Below are 16,583 nucleotides of genomic sequence, written 5' to 3'. Positions count from 1 at the left end.
GTCACGCCTGCACAAGGCCCGTCTGTGAACAAGAGCTGTCAAGATGATTGGGAGGTAGGGGCACGGCATGCCATGCCCCCACCTTGTCGCCGAATCAGATTGCTCTGAGTCTATACCCACAATGCCCCAAGCGTTGATCGCTAATGGCACTTCCAGGGCACCTCAACACAGGTATAACACCTGAACAATGCGCATTGTTGAGCAAGAGTTGATACCATTCGGTTCAAGCCGAGTGATAACATTCGTGTGGTGATTCTTGCGCCTATCACTGAACAGAAGCCCCGTATCCGCATAGTTGGAACACAGGCTGCCGTCCGTGCGGCACCCGGGTAGGCTGATCGGCCTCTCATCACTCCCCCGGCTCGCGAATACCTGCAAGCCGGGGGAATACCTTCACCCAAGATTGGCTAGCGAATGAACGGTCATGCGCTCACTCTATCACGCAAATACGCCTCTAATTCGGCAATTGGTACCCGTTCCTGCGCCATGGTGTCGCGATCACGGACAGTAACGGTACCGGCCAGGGCCGGGTCTTTACCCTGACCAATCGTATCAAAGTCAACCGTGATACAGAACGGGGTCCCGATTTCGTCCTGACGGCGGTAGAGTTTACCAATCGCACCGGTATCATCGTAGATCGTGCGCATCCTACCGCCGGCTTGCAATTGTCGGCGCACCGCTTTTGCGGTAGCGACAATCTCTTCATGGTTGCGCTTCAGCGGAAAGACGGCAACCTTGATCGGTGCCAGGCGTGGCTTAAGGCGCAGAACTGTGCGATAGTGCTCGTCGATCAATGGCTGTGCCTGACCACGTAATTTCTTGCCCAGTTCGATCTGATCGGCACCGGGCAGCGCCAGCAACTGCTCAACTTCAGGTAAGCGTTCGGCCAACGCCTGAGTAAGCTCTTCGCCACGGGCCAGTATCGCATCGCGAGCTTCACCGCTCAACTTCTCACTACGACCAACCGACTTGAGAAAGGCATTGAGCGCCTCACCGACCGCGGCCAGTTTCTCGCCGGGAATCGCTTTCGTTAGCTCTTCTGCATACCCCTCACACATCACGGCCAGCATACATCGGCCAACCCCAGCCGACGGCTCGATGACGTAGGGCACAACATGACGACCACTGGCCTGATCGAAATAGGTCAGGCGGGCAATGCTATCTTCGTTGTGATTCACGCGTGCGGTCAGATTGAGCTGCGCCTGATCCTTGCTATGGGAGCCGAGATCGTAGTCAGTTCGATTCGCAATTCCCTCAATCTCTTGCACACCGATGTTGGGATACTCATACATCAGATCGAACGTCCGCTTCGAGTAATGGGCCAACTCAGCCGTCGGCACATCGTAGATAGTAATCCGACTACGCGGAATACCGATCTGCTCCCACCATGACAGCCGGGCCTCAAGCCAGCGTTGATGCCACTCTTCATCGGTACCGGGCATCACGAAATACTCGATTTCCATTTGCTCAAATTCGCGGACCCGGAAGAGAAAGTTGCGTGGATTGATCTCATTACGGAAGGCTTTCCCAACCTGCGCAATCCCAAACGGCAACTTTCGCGCCGAGGTCGTCAGGACGTTGGCAAAGTTGACGAAAATCCCCTGCGCCGTTTCCGGGCGCAAATAGGCAAACGAGCCGCTATCAGCTACCGGCCCGATCTGGGTCCGAAACATCATATTGAAGGGACGCGGTTCGGTTAGATCGCACGAGCCACAGTTCGGACAAACACCCTGAATATGGTCGGCCCGCCAACGCATTTTGCAGCTCCGACAGTCGACCAGGGGATCGTTGAAAGTCTCTTCATGACCGGAATATTTCCAGACCAGCCGATTCATTAGAATGGCTGCATCAAGACCTTCCATATCATCGCGTTCGTAGACGTTTGTTCGCCACCAATCGGCAATGATATTATTCTTCAATTCCACACCAAGGGGGCCGTAATCGTACACGCCCTGTAACCCACCATAAATCTCGCTGCTGGGGAAGATAAAACCACGACGCTTGGCCAGCGCCACAATCTGATCAAGTGATGTAGCCGGCACAATATTCCTCCTTTGCGCAAGGTCTGACAACAAAAAACCGGGCGCCGAAGCGCCCGGGGACGCATCACTCTGACGCGCGGTTCCACCCCGGTTAGCGACCGTAGCCGCTCACCTCAATCACGATCCAGCTCCCCGGCGCCGTTCCGCCATTCAGGACCACCAGGCTCGCACCATCCCTGGTTCGCTGTGCGCCCGTCGCGGCGTACTCCTCCGGATCATCGCCGATGTGCTGCGAGTATAGCACAGGCAATAGCAACGCGCAACCACTGTATCAAGACGACTCTTCAGCAAGGTGTGTATACATCTGCGTCGTAGCAATCGAAGCGTGCCCCAGGCGCTCTTGCAATTCGCGCAGATCAACACCGTTCCGCAACTGGTGGGCCGCGAATGAATGACGCAGCATATGCGGCGTCAAATCGTGCATACCGACCTGCTCGGCATACGTCTTAAGAATCAACCAGAAGCCCTGACGGGTCAACCGTTTACCACGATGATTTAAAAACAGTGCTTCCGGATCATCAGGAGCCTGACGTGCCAGTTGCGGTCGGGCAATGTCAAGGTACTCCTCCAGCGCAGTCAATGCCGGATCACTCAGCGGAATTGTCCGTTCCCGCCCCTGACGCCCCCGACAACGCACCGTTCTGTGATCAAAAGCGACATCATCAACATTTAACGCGACCAACTCGCTCACCCGCATACCGGTAGCGTACAAGACTTCGAGCATTGCCTTGTCGCGGATTCCTTCAGGTGTACCGTTTTGTAGCGGCACCTCCAGCAATTCATCAACCTGATGCTGAGAAATCGCACGCGGCGGGAAGCGATCAACCCGCGGTGCATCGAGTTGATCGGTAGGATCGTGATGAATAACGTTACGCTCTTTCAGGAACGAGAAGAATGACTTGATCGCCGCCAAACGACGCGCCATCGTTGAGTTGGCGTACCGCTTCTCTTTGAGATTGAGCACGAACGCCATCATCGTCTCACTGTCAACATCTGACCAGTGTTCAATCCCGCGCTCGCGGAGAAACGCACAAAGCTGGTCAAGATCGGTACGATAGGCGATGGTCGTATTGGCCGACATTTTGCGTTCGTCAGCTATATAAGCAAGGAATTGCGCTACATACTGGTTCATGAGTCTTGCCTGCTCATTGAAGGCTAATGGAAGGTCTTAGAGTACCGTGTATGGTAATGGAAAGCTGACGGTGTGTCAATTTAAAAGCAGCAGCTCTCTTTGAACCCACAGCGCTGACAGCGATAAAATCCGGCCCAGCGCTGCATTTGCTCCCGGCAGGCAGGGCACTCGCGTTCATCATCATCGGCAGGTTGTGGACGGCAGATCTGCTGCTGTGACACCTGCTCTTGCTGAAACCGAGGTTGTACCGACGGCGATTGACTCATCAGTGACCTCCTATACCTTTCACGTTGCCCACCTATTGTACCATGCGTTATCCGTGCGTCATCCAGGACGATGGTACCATACCAGATTCTGCTATACTGACCATAGTTTGTTGAACAGAGAGAGAAACAGTCCATGCGCACATTGATTGTCTTCAACCCGACAGCCGGCCACGCTGAACAACTGGAGGCTGAACTGGAAGCAGCGGCCCAGGTCTGGCGCGAACAAGGTTGGACAGTTGAATTACAACCGACCAATGGTCCTGGTGATGGTCGACGATTAGCCAGCCTGGCAGCCAGTAACGGCTACGATCTGGTGGTTGCTGCCGGTGGTGACGGCACCATCAATGAAGTAGTTAATGGGCTGGCAGGTAGCCAGACAATTCTGGCTACGCTACCACTAGGCACGATGAACGTGTGGGCACGCGAGTTGGGGTTACCCCTTCAACCACGCGCCGCAGCCCAGAAACTCTGCTCATGGTCACCGCGTCCGATTGATCTGGGACGTGCCGGTGATCGCTATTTTCTGCTCATGGCCGGTATTGGGTTTGACGCCGCCATCACTGCGAATGTCCGGCCCGACGAGAAGCGACGATTTGGCGCATTGGCGTATGTGATGCGTGGGATTGAAGAGGTGATGCGCATTCGTGGCACTCGTGCCCGTATCTGGCTCGATGGTCGCCAGATTAAAGCACGAGTGTTGATGATCGTGATCGGTAATTCCCAATTGTACGGTGGGCTGGTGAAAATCACGCATCGTGCCAGCATTGACGATGGATTACTGGATGTCTGCGTGATCAAAGGGGATAACGGTATTAACGCGATTGGCCACCTGATTGCCATTTTGCGCCGTCGGTTCAGTCTGAATCCCGATATTGCCTATTATCGCGCTCATACCATCGAAGTCATTACCCAGCGCCCATTGCCGGTGCAGGTCGATGGTGATCCGATTGGGGTTACACCGCTGCGCTTCACGGTCGTTCCATCAGCATTGCGTGCACTCCTACCACCCAATTTGCCCGACGATCTGATACAGCAGCCACCACCTGGGGTCAAACGCTGGCCACAACGATTGCTGGCCTGGCTGCGTCGTCGGATTGATGTCTGATCGCTACATTCACCAAAACAAACCGAACCTATGCAACGACTACTACCACTTCACTATGTCCTTGTATTGCTGGTTGGCCTGCTTGCCGCGTGTGCAACGCCTCCCAGCCCCGGCACGCCAACGCCCCCTCCCGCCCTGCAAGGCGACACCTTGAGCGGTCGTCTACTCTTTAGTCGTGACGATGGTATCTGGTTGTGGGAAGATCGTACAGCGCGTCGCTTAATCAATCCACCGGTAACCCAACCGGCTTTCAATCCAACTGGCGACCAGATTGCCTGCATCGTCTTGCATGCTGGTGCAAGTGATCTGGTGATTATTGATACAGCGGGGGCAATTCTCGCGCAACTAACCCGCAACGAGCCAGCAGCACCGCCCGGTAGCATCGAGAGAGTGTACAGTGCGAAATGGGCATTTTATCCGACCTGGCTCCCTGACGGAAGTGGCGTCCTGGTATCCGCCCAAATAGCGCCCCCCGTTGGCGATCCGCCAGCCGACGAGCCCCTCGCCATTGTACGCTACGATTTGAATGGCCAACAGCAGGTTGTGTTTAGTGACGCCAACGCTCATCTAGGCCGAAGAGTTATGCTGCCCTCCGGCGATGTAATTGTTGTTCGTACCCCGCTCGGCAGTGATGGTCAGCAGCAACTCTTCCGCATTAGCGGTAATCAGGCGACACCATTACCGGGGGCACCGACCCCGGCATACGATCCGGCGCTCAGTCCCGATGGCACATGGCTGGTTTTTGCCGTTGGCATTGATGGCGGTAGCGATCTATACGCAATACCGGCCAACGGTGGTTCGCCGGTTCGCCTCACCGACATCGGTTCTGCGCGATCACCGACTTTTGCGCCAGACGGTAAAACACTGGCATTTCTGGCAATCCCACCCGGCGGACGCGGGTTTGATCTCTATCTTGCCGAAATAACCATCGCTGGCGATACTCTGCAACTCGGCACACCCCGCCAGCTTTCGACCGACTTTGCCATCAATGCCGATGGTGGGCTGACCTGGGCACGCTAGATACCGACCTGATCGGCTACCGTTGCAGCCGGCTTCGTTGCCAGTGATATGGCAGATACTGGCGGACGTTGACCGAGCAGATATGCGATCACATCGGCTGCCGAATAGCCCTGCGTTACATCGAAGATGGTGGGTAGCCGCCGCAAATCATCACCGCTCGTAAGCAATGGCGGTTCGATACCAATATCGGCCCGGGCCTGACCGACGCCAATGTTTGACATCAACGCATTACACAGGCACCGCCGACCCTCGGTATCGCACAGATTACCACCCTTCTTCACAAAGGTGGCAATCGGTTCGCTGGCACAGCGATAGCCAATCGTCCCTTTTGGCGTGCGATACATCGTGCGCAGATACCCCAGGTCACAAATTCGCTGGCGCGGAACTCCCTGGGCAGGATCGTTATCCCAGCGTACCACCTTGAATGGGTAGCCGGTCGGCGATGCACGCGGGTCGGTAAAGACATCAACCGTACCACGAGCCGCTGCGTCGAGCACCGAACGCCGCAGCGGCTCGGCCAGCCCAGAGTCATTGCAGAAGGCAAACAGGGTGCCAACCTGAATACCCATCGCCCCAGCAGCCCGCGCTGCGGCCAGTCCTTCCGGCGAAGCGGTACCACCGGCCAACCAGAAGGGTAAGCCAAGGGCAGCAACCTTTGTCGGATCAACCAGATCACGCGGCCCGTACAACGGCTCGCCACGTTCGTTTAGCTGCAATTCGCCGCGTGGCGGCGCATTGTGACCGCCCGCGGTTGGCCCCTCGATGACCAATCCATCAACACTGGCGATCTTGCGCGCAAACATGGTTGCCAGCGTGACACTGGCAACGATGGGAAGAAAGAGCGGGCGACGTAATGGCGGGGGTTCACTAGACCAGTGTTCACGCGGATCAAACGTTATATACGTAGGAGGTGCAGCTTCATCACCTTCGATCTCAGCAGTCAGGCGTGCGGGAAGATGAGCAGCCAGTGCATCAAGCGCAGCCGGAATCTCGCGAGGAATACCTGCCCCCATAATGATCACATCGACTCCTGCCAGCAGTGCACCGTAGAGCAGCGCGAGATTCGGTAATTGAATCTTGGTCAACAGATTCATACCGATTGGGCGATCATGACCCTCTTTCGCCAGCCACACCTCAACAAATGCCGCCAGAATGGCTATCTGCTGCCGTTCCTTACTCACCTTCAGATTGTACATTGGCAACAGATCGTAAGGCTCACCTGGGGCACGGCCATCAGGCCGGAAATAGGCAGATAACACCCGTTCGGCCACGCCAGGAATTGGAAAATGCGCCATTGCTCGTCGCATAGCACCATCAGGATCGCCATCCTGCAAACGCCGAATCAGAATGGTATCGATACCGGTACCAGAAACAACACCGAGCTGACCACAGGCCGCAACCGCCCGTGCCAGTTGCCAATCGGAAACGGCGGCACCCATACCACCCTGAATAATCATCGGCAAATCGCTGGCGCGCATCGATCTCTACTCCTTACACATTACAACAGGCAAACGAACACTATCGCTGCCAGATACGACCCAGAGGCAGCAACTGCTTCCGTATAGCAACAAGCGGGGTTAACGAACTGTTCATCGGTCGGCAACGGAAATCAGGCCCTCTCTGATGTATGATACCGCAGAGCAGCTTACGATGCCAGATAAGAAATCGCTACCGGTGATACTCACCTCGGCGACGAATGCCATCCTCGCAGACGACCAGATCAAGCGGGTAATCGTGGGCTTCACGGGGAAGTTCAGCGATCTCCTGATCGGCAAAGGCTACACCAACAGCAACGGTCGATGTTGTTGCCAGGAGTGCATCGTAGTAGCCACCGCCATACCCCAGGCGGTACAGATCGTGATCAAATGCCAGCAAAGGTACAATCGTTAGCGACCATTCACCAGGGTATGCAGGTACGAGCCGGCGTGGCCGGCGAGTACCAAATCGTCCAGGTACCCAATCCTCTTCAGACAGACTGGCGATCCAGCTATGACGAAGCTCTCGTTGTCCCTCGACAACCGGCACAGCCACAGCCTTTCCTGCCGCTAAAGCTGCCGCGATGAGAGGCCGGGTATCCACTTCCGAGCGCATTGGAACATAGCAGTGAATCGCACGAGCAGCCGTAAATACCGGCAGCGACTGCACCAACGCACAGATGCGGGCACTTCGCTGATCGCGATCAGCTAACGTATCGCGACGCACTTGCATCAGAGCACGCAAAGTTGCCTTCTGATCGGCAACGTCGGTCATGACTACTCCTGCGAAACGGCATCTTCGCAACCGCCGGCTTATTGTGCCATGCAATGAGCCGGATCGTTGAAGTGGCAGTACCGCCAGCGATACAACAACAAACCGCTGATCACCACATGGTGCCTATCACACAGACAGAATATGCGACGCCCGATTGATGCATCGGCTTCAGCCTATACCCTGAAAATCTGCTGCCAATGGATTATACCATTGCCCACGGCATCCCTCACCCTGGTCGTCGTCGGCAAAACTGGTGTGCGGAAGTCACGTACTTCCACACACCAGACAACAACACTGTTCAAGAGCACGCGCTTCAGGAAACAAATTCCATCATCACGTCTACCTCATCTACAGGTGTGGGGCCTTAATCCGCCGGATAATCTCAACGAAAGGCGGCTGTGGTTTGGGGTTTGGGTTACGTGGAAACCAACCCAACTCGGCACGTACTGCCTGTTCTTTCAACTCAGTAGCACCCCAGATGAATGAAGCACCGGTAACACCCAGTAAGGCTGACCAGCCAGCATCAGCGACAAACAGTGATAACACGACAATCCCGATCCCGAACAATAACGGATACGGCCACCAGAGATAGCCAAGATAGTATTCCATCCTGATAACCCAAAAGAAACCAAAACCGATGATGCCTAGACTAAACAGGCCGATGGCCAGACCTTCCCAATACATAGTTTGCTCCTCATCTCATCCACATGGTACCGGTTAAACAATCTCCGGTTCACGTTCGCGCACCGGTTGTTGCGGAAGCATCAATACTTCACCCAGCTCACGGTCAAGTGGATCGTGGATCGTCGCCCGGCCTTCGGCCAGGTATCGGGCATGGCGTGGATTGTGAGGATTGGCCGGTGCATGGCCATGGCGTACCCGACGATCCTGACGCACCAGCTCGAACGCATCCCACCACAGAGAAATGCCGACAACACTACATACGCCACCGATGGTAACATTCGCGCTGAAAAGGGCCACCAGGTTAAGCAGCAGGCCGGCAATAATCAAGACGACCATTGGCGGACGAATATCGGCACATTTCGCTTCCAACCAACGTACACCAACGTGCCCCCACCAGATGCTGAGAAATGTTGCGATTGCTAACCAGAGACCACTTGTTTGTAGCATTACCATTCCCTCACAAATCTACACAAATCTTAGCAATCTTTCGCAGTATCTCATGGAAGATGCACCATGTCAAGCGAAGCACATGACGGGGTTACCCTTACGGAACTGTCCATCACGCTATATCTGGAGAGGGGTCTTTTGTGATTGCAGTGCGTTTTTTCACAAATAATCTGCAAGAGTTTGCCACCGACATGATACTGCAAAGGTATAACAATCCCATCAACAAGGTATGACGTTCTCTCATAGATGCCCAACCCCCGGCGGGCCATGCATTACCTACGTGTCGCAGGTAGCCGGTATGATGCATTGGTCGTTTCACAGGCCACCAGGGATGTTCTGACCGTGCCCGGTAGGGACGCACGGTCGTGCGCCCCTACCACTGCCGGTACGGGATGATGCCGCCGTCCACAGGACAACAATCGTCACCGTCTGACACCCGGTGATGCCCGATCAGGGTGCAGCAGCGCCCATGGCGGGGATGAGCGCCCCTCTGGGGAGCACCTGGTCCTGCCCTATCCAGCAAGCCCCCCCGTCCGCCACCACGGTGTCTATCCGGCAGCCGTCGGCGATCCCTGCGGCGACAGACCGATGAACCGGATAGCTTCGGCATCACAACAGGGCTGGTGCCGGGCAGTGATGCCCGGTGGAACGCAGGCTGCGATAGCCCCTGATGAGAAGCGCAGATGGCACCTATAGCGTTATGGGTAATGAAAAGCCGGGAGCAGGGATGGTGCTATTACCCATAATATCAAGTCCGCTTCAACGGAGATCATTGCTCATGATCGCACTATCATGCCAGCGACCTGAGTGCGGATGCACCAACCAGCCTTCCCGCACAGTCGTATCACACACCGAAAGGGATACTGTGTCCAGACCGGATTCCTCGTGTCGCGTAGTATAGCGTGCGGCAGCGTGGCTGCCGCAGCAACCACCCTCACGCGCAGGCGCACGTCGCAGCGGTCTCCCCGTGCCGGTACGTGAGCCTGGTGCCAGGTATTCTTAAGCGCAGGCTAGAAGCCTGTGCCACGCAGCGCGGCACCAGCACTACGCTGATCACGTCGCAGGGCGCTGGACGCGAAGGTGTCCTCAACAATGGTGTGCAGTCTCCACCAAGATTTGATGGTGCATCACAAGGCAGAGCTTATCTCTTCATCAATAGACAGCAGTATTACGACACCCTGTACCGCCATCACGATCACGCTCGTATCGACTACGGCCAACCCAAAAGCAAGCCACCAACCAAACCCAGCTCGATCCGATCATGCGGCACGCCAGCCCACAGCCAGGAAACAACGCATCTCACCGGAAAGAGCCGCTGCACACCAGGCAATTACCCAATTACGCCATCATTCATCCAGACTGCACACTCTTCGTGCATGACCGCCCGAAACCGGCCCCAGCTTGCCCACTTCCCCCTGATTGCCGGATCGGACGTATCAGAAAGCTGTCGCAACTGCTGTGCCAGCTTCACCAACTCCGCAGGCGGTATCGTGCGAAATTCATCAACCTGCTCATTGGGATCGCTCGCCTGCAACGTGCCGGCCAGCTCATCGAGCAAGAAGACATAGCTGACAAAATAGTATGGTATCTCAACATTACTTTGATAAGTGATAATATTCAGAAATCGATTGATACGCACCGTGAGACTCGTCTCCTCGGCAACCTCACGGGCCAGCGCTGCGCTGATACTCTCATCTGGCCCAATCCCACCGGTTAGCAACCGAAATACGTTGGGTGGGTAGAAGGTTTTACGCGCCACAATCAGGTTGCCATCAGGACGACGAATGACCATCCCAACTTCGCCAACCCGATCTGTCTTGCGCAATGGATCAAACCTGCCATCATCGAGGTATACATGGCAGTAGCGAGGCGCACCATACGCCGCAACGAGATCGACAACTTCGGCCTGATGGTGGGATGGAAGGCGCGGCAGAGCTTCTCTCCAATCCAGTGTGTCTTTGCAATGGTGTCTCATGGTTACCTGCTGAGATAATCGATGATCGTTACATCAGTTCGCGGCCAGTTGGCCAGCGCCTGATGGGGATGATGCGAGTCACTCCCCCCAGAAACCAGCAAGCCGTGACGCACCGCCGCAGCTAGCAGGCGCTCACGGGTTGCTGCATCGTGCGTGGGATAGAAAACTTCAATCCCATCCAGGCCGACTGCGGCCATGGCTGCAATATCCTCATCAGTCGCCGGTATTGCGTAAATACCTTTGCTCCGTCCGGGATGCGCCAGTACGGCCAGTCCTCCTAAATCGTGCGCCACCCCGATCACCTCTTGGACGCTCAGTGGTCGGTAGGCCGCAGCGAAATGAGTCAGGATAAAGCGCATACCAGCCTCTTCATCGCCTTCACCAGCCACCCGGCCCGGTAATTCATTGTGGCGGGCCAGCACCGATGCCACATCGGCGACGGTTGGTGGTCGATCACGATCACCCAGCCCAGGCATAACAAAACCGGCAGCCGCCAGATCACGCAACAACTGCGCGGCATCGGCAGCATTGCGATGAACTACCTCGGTGCACAGATCGAGCAATAACGGTGCCTCTGGATCAACCGCGTAGACAAGGGTATGCCACAATTTACCATTGAAGGCACTATCAATTTCAACCCCACTCACCACCTGAACCCCGTAATGCATACCGGCCATTGCCGTGGTGATGACATTGGCCGTCGTGTTATGGTCGGTCACTGCGATCATGGTCAGACCCTGAGCTGCCGCTGCAACCGCCAATGCTACCGGTGTCCACGTTGCGTGATGAGGCGTTGCATTTGTGTGAATGTGTAAATCGATCATGGTTGCTCCATCGGCAAGTTAGCTGCCTGCCACGCTTCAATCCCACCGTCGAGCGCTGCTACCGGCCCGTAACCGAGATCGCGAAAGATTTGCGCCCCCCGCTGACCGGCTGTTGGTCGGCTGGCATCGCCATAGGTAACGATGATCCCACCTGGAGTTAATGCAGCCAGCCGCTGATTGAGATCGGGAGTAGCCAGACTCAATGCACCGGGCAGATGACCGGCCTGATATGACTCGCCGGCCCGCATATCGACGAAGATGACCTGACCGGCCTGCCATCGCTGGTACGCTTCGGCAACCGAAATTGTAGGAGCTGGAGGACTATTGGCCGGATCGCCGTGTCCAGGAGCTGTCTCTACCGTTGGGACAATAGTTGGCTCGGCTGCTGGCGTTGAAGCACTGTTTCCGGTGATAACAAAAGCCAGGATTCCGGCCAGCACCACAATACCACCGATCACGAGTGGTAATTGCCAGGCCGGTGCCTGCCTGGTTACTGGTGATTCAAAATTATCCATACGTCAAACATCGCCTTGTCTAGTTCTTGTCGTATTATAATGCAAGCAGGATACCGCCAACGCGCTGCGTCATTCAGCAGGATTTATGTATGCTCACAACAATTTTACCCGATGTGTACCAGTTGCGTCTGCCACTCCCCTTTGCCCTCAACCATGTTAATGTATATCTGCTCCGTGATCCACAGGGATGGACGGTCATCGACACCGGCTTACACACACCCGCCGGTGAAGCCGCCTGGCAAGAGGCATGGACTACGCTCAACCTCGACCCGGCTCACATTCATACAATTGTCTTGACTCATTTCCACCCCGATCACTTTGGGATGGCCGGCTGGCTCCATCACCATTCCGGTGCCCGGGTTCTTCTGGCCCCACGGGAAATCGAACTGGCGCAGGAAGTCTGGGTACAGCGGGCCGATCACGACGACCCTAGTTTACGTCATTTTCTCAGTCATGGTATGCCCGCCGATCTGGTCGATAAGGTCGTCGGCGCCATTGCCGGATTGCGGGCTGCAACCCGACCGCACCCACCACTAACCCCGCTGCTACCAGGAAGCCAGTTGACGATGGGCGGGCGCTCATTTGTCGCTATCCATGCCCCTGGCCATAGTGATGGACAGTTAATCTTCTACGCAGCCGATGAGCGACTGGCACTGGTCGGTGATCAGGTACTACTCAAAATCACGCCTCATATCGGCGTCTGGCCGGAAAGCGAACCCGATCCGTTACGGAAATATCTGACTTCGCTGGCTGAACTGGCGACACTGAACGTCGATCTGGCCCTTCCTGGTCATGGGAAACCGATCACAGAGTGGAAGACGCGCATTCGTGAATTACAGGCCCATCATCACGAACGATTAGCGGCTATGCTCGCCGCAGTGCGCAACGGTGCCGACACTGCCTTTTCCGTGGCGCAGCGGGTATTTGATGTTGAGCGCTTCACCCCACACGAAGCTCGCTTTGCCATCGCTGAAACCATCGCCCACCTCGAAATGATGGTTGCCGATGGTTTGCTGCAACGCCGTGACGGCGAACTGGTACGATACACACTGTAAGACCACGTTCGCCAATCTGTAATCTACGCTCGTTAAGCGTACCTCAACGCATATGGTACGCTGCACATGCCAGTTTGCATGATGGCAATCGGCAAGGCGTACCTATGCGTTGGATAGATTCGTCAATCATTGTCATTGGAACTTGCGTTATTGCACTCGCAGGCATCTTCGTTGCACCACCAATCACCATCCTGGCGTTGGTGGTCTGTATCGCCATGCTAATCTGGGAACGGTATCGCTTTGTCAAGACCACCCACACACTCATCACCCACCTGCGCCGCAATCCCATTGAAACGAAACTGGAAGTAGGCACCGGTATATGGGGCGAATTGTGCCATACGTTGAATCGCCTCTTGCAACAATGGCGTACCGAACAGCACCTGCAACGGCTCCAGCTCACCCAACCGGCACTGCGCCAGATCGATCCGCTCAGCCTGCATCCACCAGTCTCCGGCATGATCACGTCTGTCGCAGTACTGGCGATTGGACGCCTTACCATCACCGATCCCCTCGCCGAAGCTCAGGCGCGCTTCGCACTGATCCGCGAACAGATCGCGCCACATCAGGCGCTTATCGAGTGGCGTCACGATCATCTCCTTCTGATCTTTGGGGTTGTGCAAGCCGATACCGACCCTATGAAACATGCGCTCTCGTTCCTCTCAGCTCTGGTCCATACCGCGCAAACTGTCGGTCTACCACTACCACCACTCAGCCTGAGCAGTGGTCTAGGCCGGATCGGCGTCGTGCCCGTTCTTGGTCTACATTTCAGCGGCGAACCGTTGGAACAGGTAAGCATGCTGATCCGCCAGACTCCGCCGGGAATGATTACCTGTAATGATGAAGCCTATTTTCACTTACGCCGCCTCGGCTTACCCTCGCTGAGCACCTTTCAACCAACGACCATTGGCCGTGGATACGCTCTGACCGTCACTGAACTCGCCGGGCAACGCAACGCAGAATCGTGATTGCATCCTTGCGTTTTACAACAGCCCGACGTATAATATTTTTACATATCACTCCGACCAAGCCCCGTCGAATGGCGCACCGCCGCTTCTGCGCAGGGATTTTTCATGGAAGAGCTTAATCATGCTGGCAACAACACAAACGAAGACATTCGCCAACCTGATCTAAACGACCTGCTCGACCGTGGCGATCAGGCACTAATGGAGCAGATTCTGCGCGATCCGACCTACGCCTATCGCAACCTCAAGCACGGAGACACGGTCGATGGTCGCATTATGCAGATCAATCGCGACGAGATACTGGTTGACATCGGTGCCAAGGCCGAAGGTGTCATTCCAAGTCGAGAGATGCAGACCCTTAGCGAGGAGGATCGGGCCGCACTTAAAGTAGGCGATACGATCCTGGTCTTTGTGGTGCAATCGGAAGATAAGGAAGGTCGGGCAATTCTCTCGATTGACAAAGCCCGTCAGGAAAAGAGCTGGCGTGCATTGCAAGAGTGTTACGAGCGCGGCGATATTATCTACGCCCGCGTGAAAAACTATAATAAAGGCGGTCTACTCGTCGATCTCGACGGTGTGCGCGGTTTTGTACCGGCATCCCAGGTGTCGAGCATTAGTCGTGTCTCGGAGACGCAAAAACAATCCGAGATGGCACGGCTGGTGAATGTCGAGTTACCGCTGAAGGTGATTGAGATTAATCGTAACCGCAACCGGCTCATCCTGTCGGAACGCCAGGCCCTGGTCGAAACACGAGAGTCGAAGAAGGATGAGTTGCTCACATCGCTGCGCGAAGGTGATGTGCGTGACGGTGTCGTCTCTTCGGTGTGCGACTTTGGTGTCTTCGTTGACATTGGCGGCGCTGATGGTCTGGTTCATCTCTCGGAAATCTCGTGGTCACGGGTCAAGCATCCCGGCGAAGTGTTGAAAGTCGGTGATAAAGTCAAGGTCGCCATTCTCAACATCGACCACGAGCGGAAACGGATTGCGCTGTCGATCAAGCGCACGCAGAGTGAACCGTGGACGCGAGTGGCCGAACGCTACCAGCTTGGTCAGATTGTGGAAGGCACAATCACCCAACTGGCTTCGTTCGGTGCCTTTGCTCGCATTGAAGACGGGGTCGAGGGGCTTATCCATATCTCTGAAATGGGAGATGAACGGATTCAGCACCCGCGTGAGGTGTTGAGTGAAGGTCAGGTCGTACAGGCGCGCATTATTCGGATTGATCCTGCCCGTAAACGGATGGGGTTGAGTCTGCGCCTGCACGCCGAACCAACTGAGAGTAGTGAGAAAGAGGAAAATCCCGATTAACGGCTACAACGAACCGATCAGGGTGGCGCTCCTGATCGGTGTTTCAGATAAAACAACGGGTATTGTTCGCTATCCCCGGTCTGTCAAAGCCTGATAATCGTTTCCTCCTATTGAGTAAGCGGAGAACCATATGTCTGACCTCTATAGCAAATTTACCAAGCGCGCCAAGCAAGTGCTGCAACTGGCAGCCGAGGAAGCACGTGCGTTCAATCACCCATACATTGGTACCGAGCATATTTTGCTGGGGCTGATCCGCGAAAGTGAAGGGATTGCAGCCCGCGTCCTCGATGAGCTGGGCGTGAAACTGCCCCAGGCCCGTAGTGCGGTCGAGTTTATCGTTGGCCCTGGCGAAAGCACCATGGTTACCGACCAGGAGCTGACGGCACGGGCGCAGAAGGTGATTAAGTATGCTATCGAAGAAGCGAATCGCCTCAACCATCACTATATCGGCACCGAGCATCTGCTGTTGGGGTTAGTGCGCAATGGCGAGGGAGTGGCAACCGGTGTCCTCGACATTCTCGGTGTCTCCCTCGAACAGGTGCGCAACCAGGTAATGCGCGTCCTGCGCCACGGTACGGCTGGTGCAACTGCTGAAGGACGGACTGCTCCCGGTACGACGCCGACGCAGCGGCAATCGAAGACCCCATACCTCGACGCACTGGGTACCGATCTGACCGAGATGGCTGAGCAGGGTCGTCTCGATCCCATCATTGGCCGCCAACACGAGATTGAGCGCGTCATTCAGATTCTCTCACGCCGGACGAAGAATAATCCGGCCCTGATTGGCGAGCCAGGTGTCGGTAAGACGGCCATCGTCGAGGGTCTCGCCCAACGCATTGTTCAGGGTGATGTGCCCGATAGCATTAAGGGCAAGCGCGTTGTTACCCTCGACATGGGTGCGCTGGTTGCCGGTACCAAGTACCGTGGTCAATTTGAAGAGCGGCTCAAGCGCGTGATCGATGAGATCAAGGAGTCGCGCTGTATCCTCTTCATCGATG

At 55.7% G+C, this 16,583-nt stretch carries 15 protein-coding genes; 6 read left to right on the top strand and 9 right to left on the bottom strand.

Annotation, left to right across the window (positions count from 1 at the left end; all coding sequences use genetic code 11):
* Window positions 1-422: 422 nt before the first annotated feature.
* Together VAE57_RS07375 and VAE57_RS07370 are read right to left on the bottom strand one after the other, a co-directional pair.
* Window positions 423-2,042: a glycine--tRNA ligase gene (locus VAE57_RS07375; protein WP_322821240.1), complete on the bottom strand. Its 1,620-nt coding sequence runs from the start codon at window positions 2,040-2,042 to the stop codon at window positions 423-425.
* Between the two features lie 271 nt (window positions 2,043-2,313).
* Window positions 2,314-3,174 (bottom strand): tyrosine recombinase, encoded by an 861-nt coding sequence (locus tag VAE57_RS07370; RefSeq protein ID WP_322821239.1) that lies wholly within the window; start codon window positions 3,172-3,174, stop codon window positions 2,314-2,316.
* A gap of 399 nt (window positions 3,175-3,573) precedes the next feature.
* Between VAE57_RS07370 and VAE57_RS07365 the strand changes: the two genes are divergently transcribed.
* Together VAE57_RS07365 and VAE57_RS07360 are read left to right on the top strand one after the other, a co-directional pair.
* On the top strand, window positions 3,574-4,545 hold the full coding sequence (locus VAE57_RS07365; protein ID WP_322821238.1) for a diacylglycerol kinase family protein: 972 nt from the start codon (window positions 3,574-3,576) through the stop codon (window positions 4,543-4,545).
* Between the two features lie 30 nt (window positions 4,546-4,575).
* Window positions 4,576-5,565, top strand: a complete 990-nt coding sequence (locus tag VAE57_RS07360) for a hypothetical protein (RefSeq protein WP_322821237.1) — start codon at window positions 4,576-4,578, stop codon at window positions 5,563-5,565.
* Here the strand turns inward: VAE57_RS07360 and VAE57_RS07355 are convergent.
* The 7 genes from VAE57_RS07355 to VAE57_RS07325 all read right to left on the bottom strand — a co-directional run bounded on the left by VAE57_RS07355 (window position 5,562) and on the right by VAE57_RS07325 (window position 12,260).
* Complete coding sequence (locus VAE57_RS07355) at window positions 5,562-7,043, bottom strand: nitronate monooxygenase (protein ID WP_322821236.1); 1,482 nt, start codon at window positions 7,041-7,043, stop codon at window positions 5,562-5,564. The two genes, VAE57_RS07360 and VAE57_RS07355, sit on opposite strands and share 4 nt — an antisense overlap.
* A 190-nt stretch (window positions 7,044-7,233) precedes the next feature.
* Window positions 7,234-7,815, bottom strand: a complete 582-nt coding sequence (locus VAE57_RS07350; protein WP_322821235.1) for a 5-formyltetrahydrofolate cyclo-ligase — start codon at window positions 7,813-7,815, stop codon at window positions 7,234-7,236.
* A 348-nt stretch (window positions 7,816-8,163) separates the two neighbouring features.
* A complete protein-coding gene (locus VAE57_RS07345) occupies window positions 8,164-8,499 on the bottom strand; it encodes a DUF4491 family protein (RefSeq protein WP_322821234.1) in 336 nt (111 codons plus the stop codon).
* A gap of 33 nt (window positions 8,500-8,532) precedes the next feature.
* Entirely contained in the window at window positions 8,533-8,946 is a 414-nt protein-coding gene (locus VAE57_RS07340) for a DUF4491 family protein (RefSeq protein WP_322821233.1), read from the bottom strand.
* Between the two features lie 1,330 nt (window positions 8,947-10,276).
* The gene (locus VAE57_RS07335; protein WP_322821232.1) at window positions 10,277-10,921 is read right to left on the bottom strand and encodes an NUDIX hydrolase; all 645 of its coding nucleotides are present in this window, start codon (window positions 10,919-10,921) and stop codon (window positions 10,277-10,279) included.
* A gap of 2 nt (window positions 10,922-10,923) precedes the next feature.
* Window positions 10,924-11,745 carry a PHP domain-containing protein gene (locus tag VAE57_RS07330; RefSeq protein ID WP_322821231.1) on the bottom strand — a complete coding sequence of 274 codons (822 nt, stop codon included), beginning with the start codon at window positions 11,743-11,745 and terminating at the stop codon, window positions 10,924-10,926.
* Window positions 11,742-12,260 (bottom strand): rhodanese-like domain-containing protein, encoded by a 519-nt coding sequence (locus VAE57_RS07325; protein WP_322821230.1) that lies wholly within the window; start codon window positions 12,258-12,260, stop codon window positions 11,742-11,744. Before VAE57_RS07325 ends, VAE57_RS07330 begins: the two co-directional genes overlap by 4 nt.
* 89 nt (window positions 12,261-12,349) lie before the next feature.
* Between VAE57_RS07325 and VAE57_RS07320 the strand changes: the two genes are divergently transcribed.
* The 4 genes from VAE57_RS07320 to VAE57_RS07305 all read left to right on the top strand — a co-directional run.
* A complete protein-coding gene (locus VAE57_RS07320; protein WP_322821229.1) occupies window positions 12,350-13,315 on the top strand; it encodes an MBL fold metallo-hydrolase in 966 nt (321 codons plus the stop codon).
* Window positions 13,316-13,419: 104 nt separating this feature from the next.
* Window positions 13,420-14,280, top strand: a complete 861-nt coding sequence (locus VAE57_RS07315; RefSeq protein WP_322821228.1) for a phosphate regulon sensor protein PhoR — start codon at window positions 13,420-13,422, stop codon at window positions 14,278-14,280.
* 105 nt (window positions 14,281-14,385) lie between these two features.
* Window positions 14,386-15,585: a 30S ribosomal protein S1 gene (rpsA, locus tag VAE57_RS07310; RefSeq protein ID WP_322821227.1), complete on the top strand. Its 1,200-nt coding sequence runs from the start codon at window positions 14,386-14,388 to the stop codon at window positions 15,583-15,585.
* Between the two features lie 130 nt (window positions 15,586-15,715).
* On the top strand, window positions 15,716-16,583 hold an 868-nt coding region (locus tag VAE57_RS07305), incomplete at its 3' end, for a Clp protease N-terminal domain-containing protein (RefSeq protein ID WP_322821226.1).

It is taken from the genome of Chloroflexus sp. (genome assembly GCF_034434295.1).
Lineage (GTDB): Bacteria > Chloroflexota > Chloroflexia > Chloroflexales > Chloroflexaceae > Chloroflexus.
Note: the sequence above shows the minus strand (reverse complement) of the source record. Positions and strands in the feature narration are given on the sequence as shown.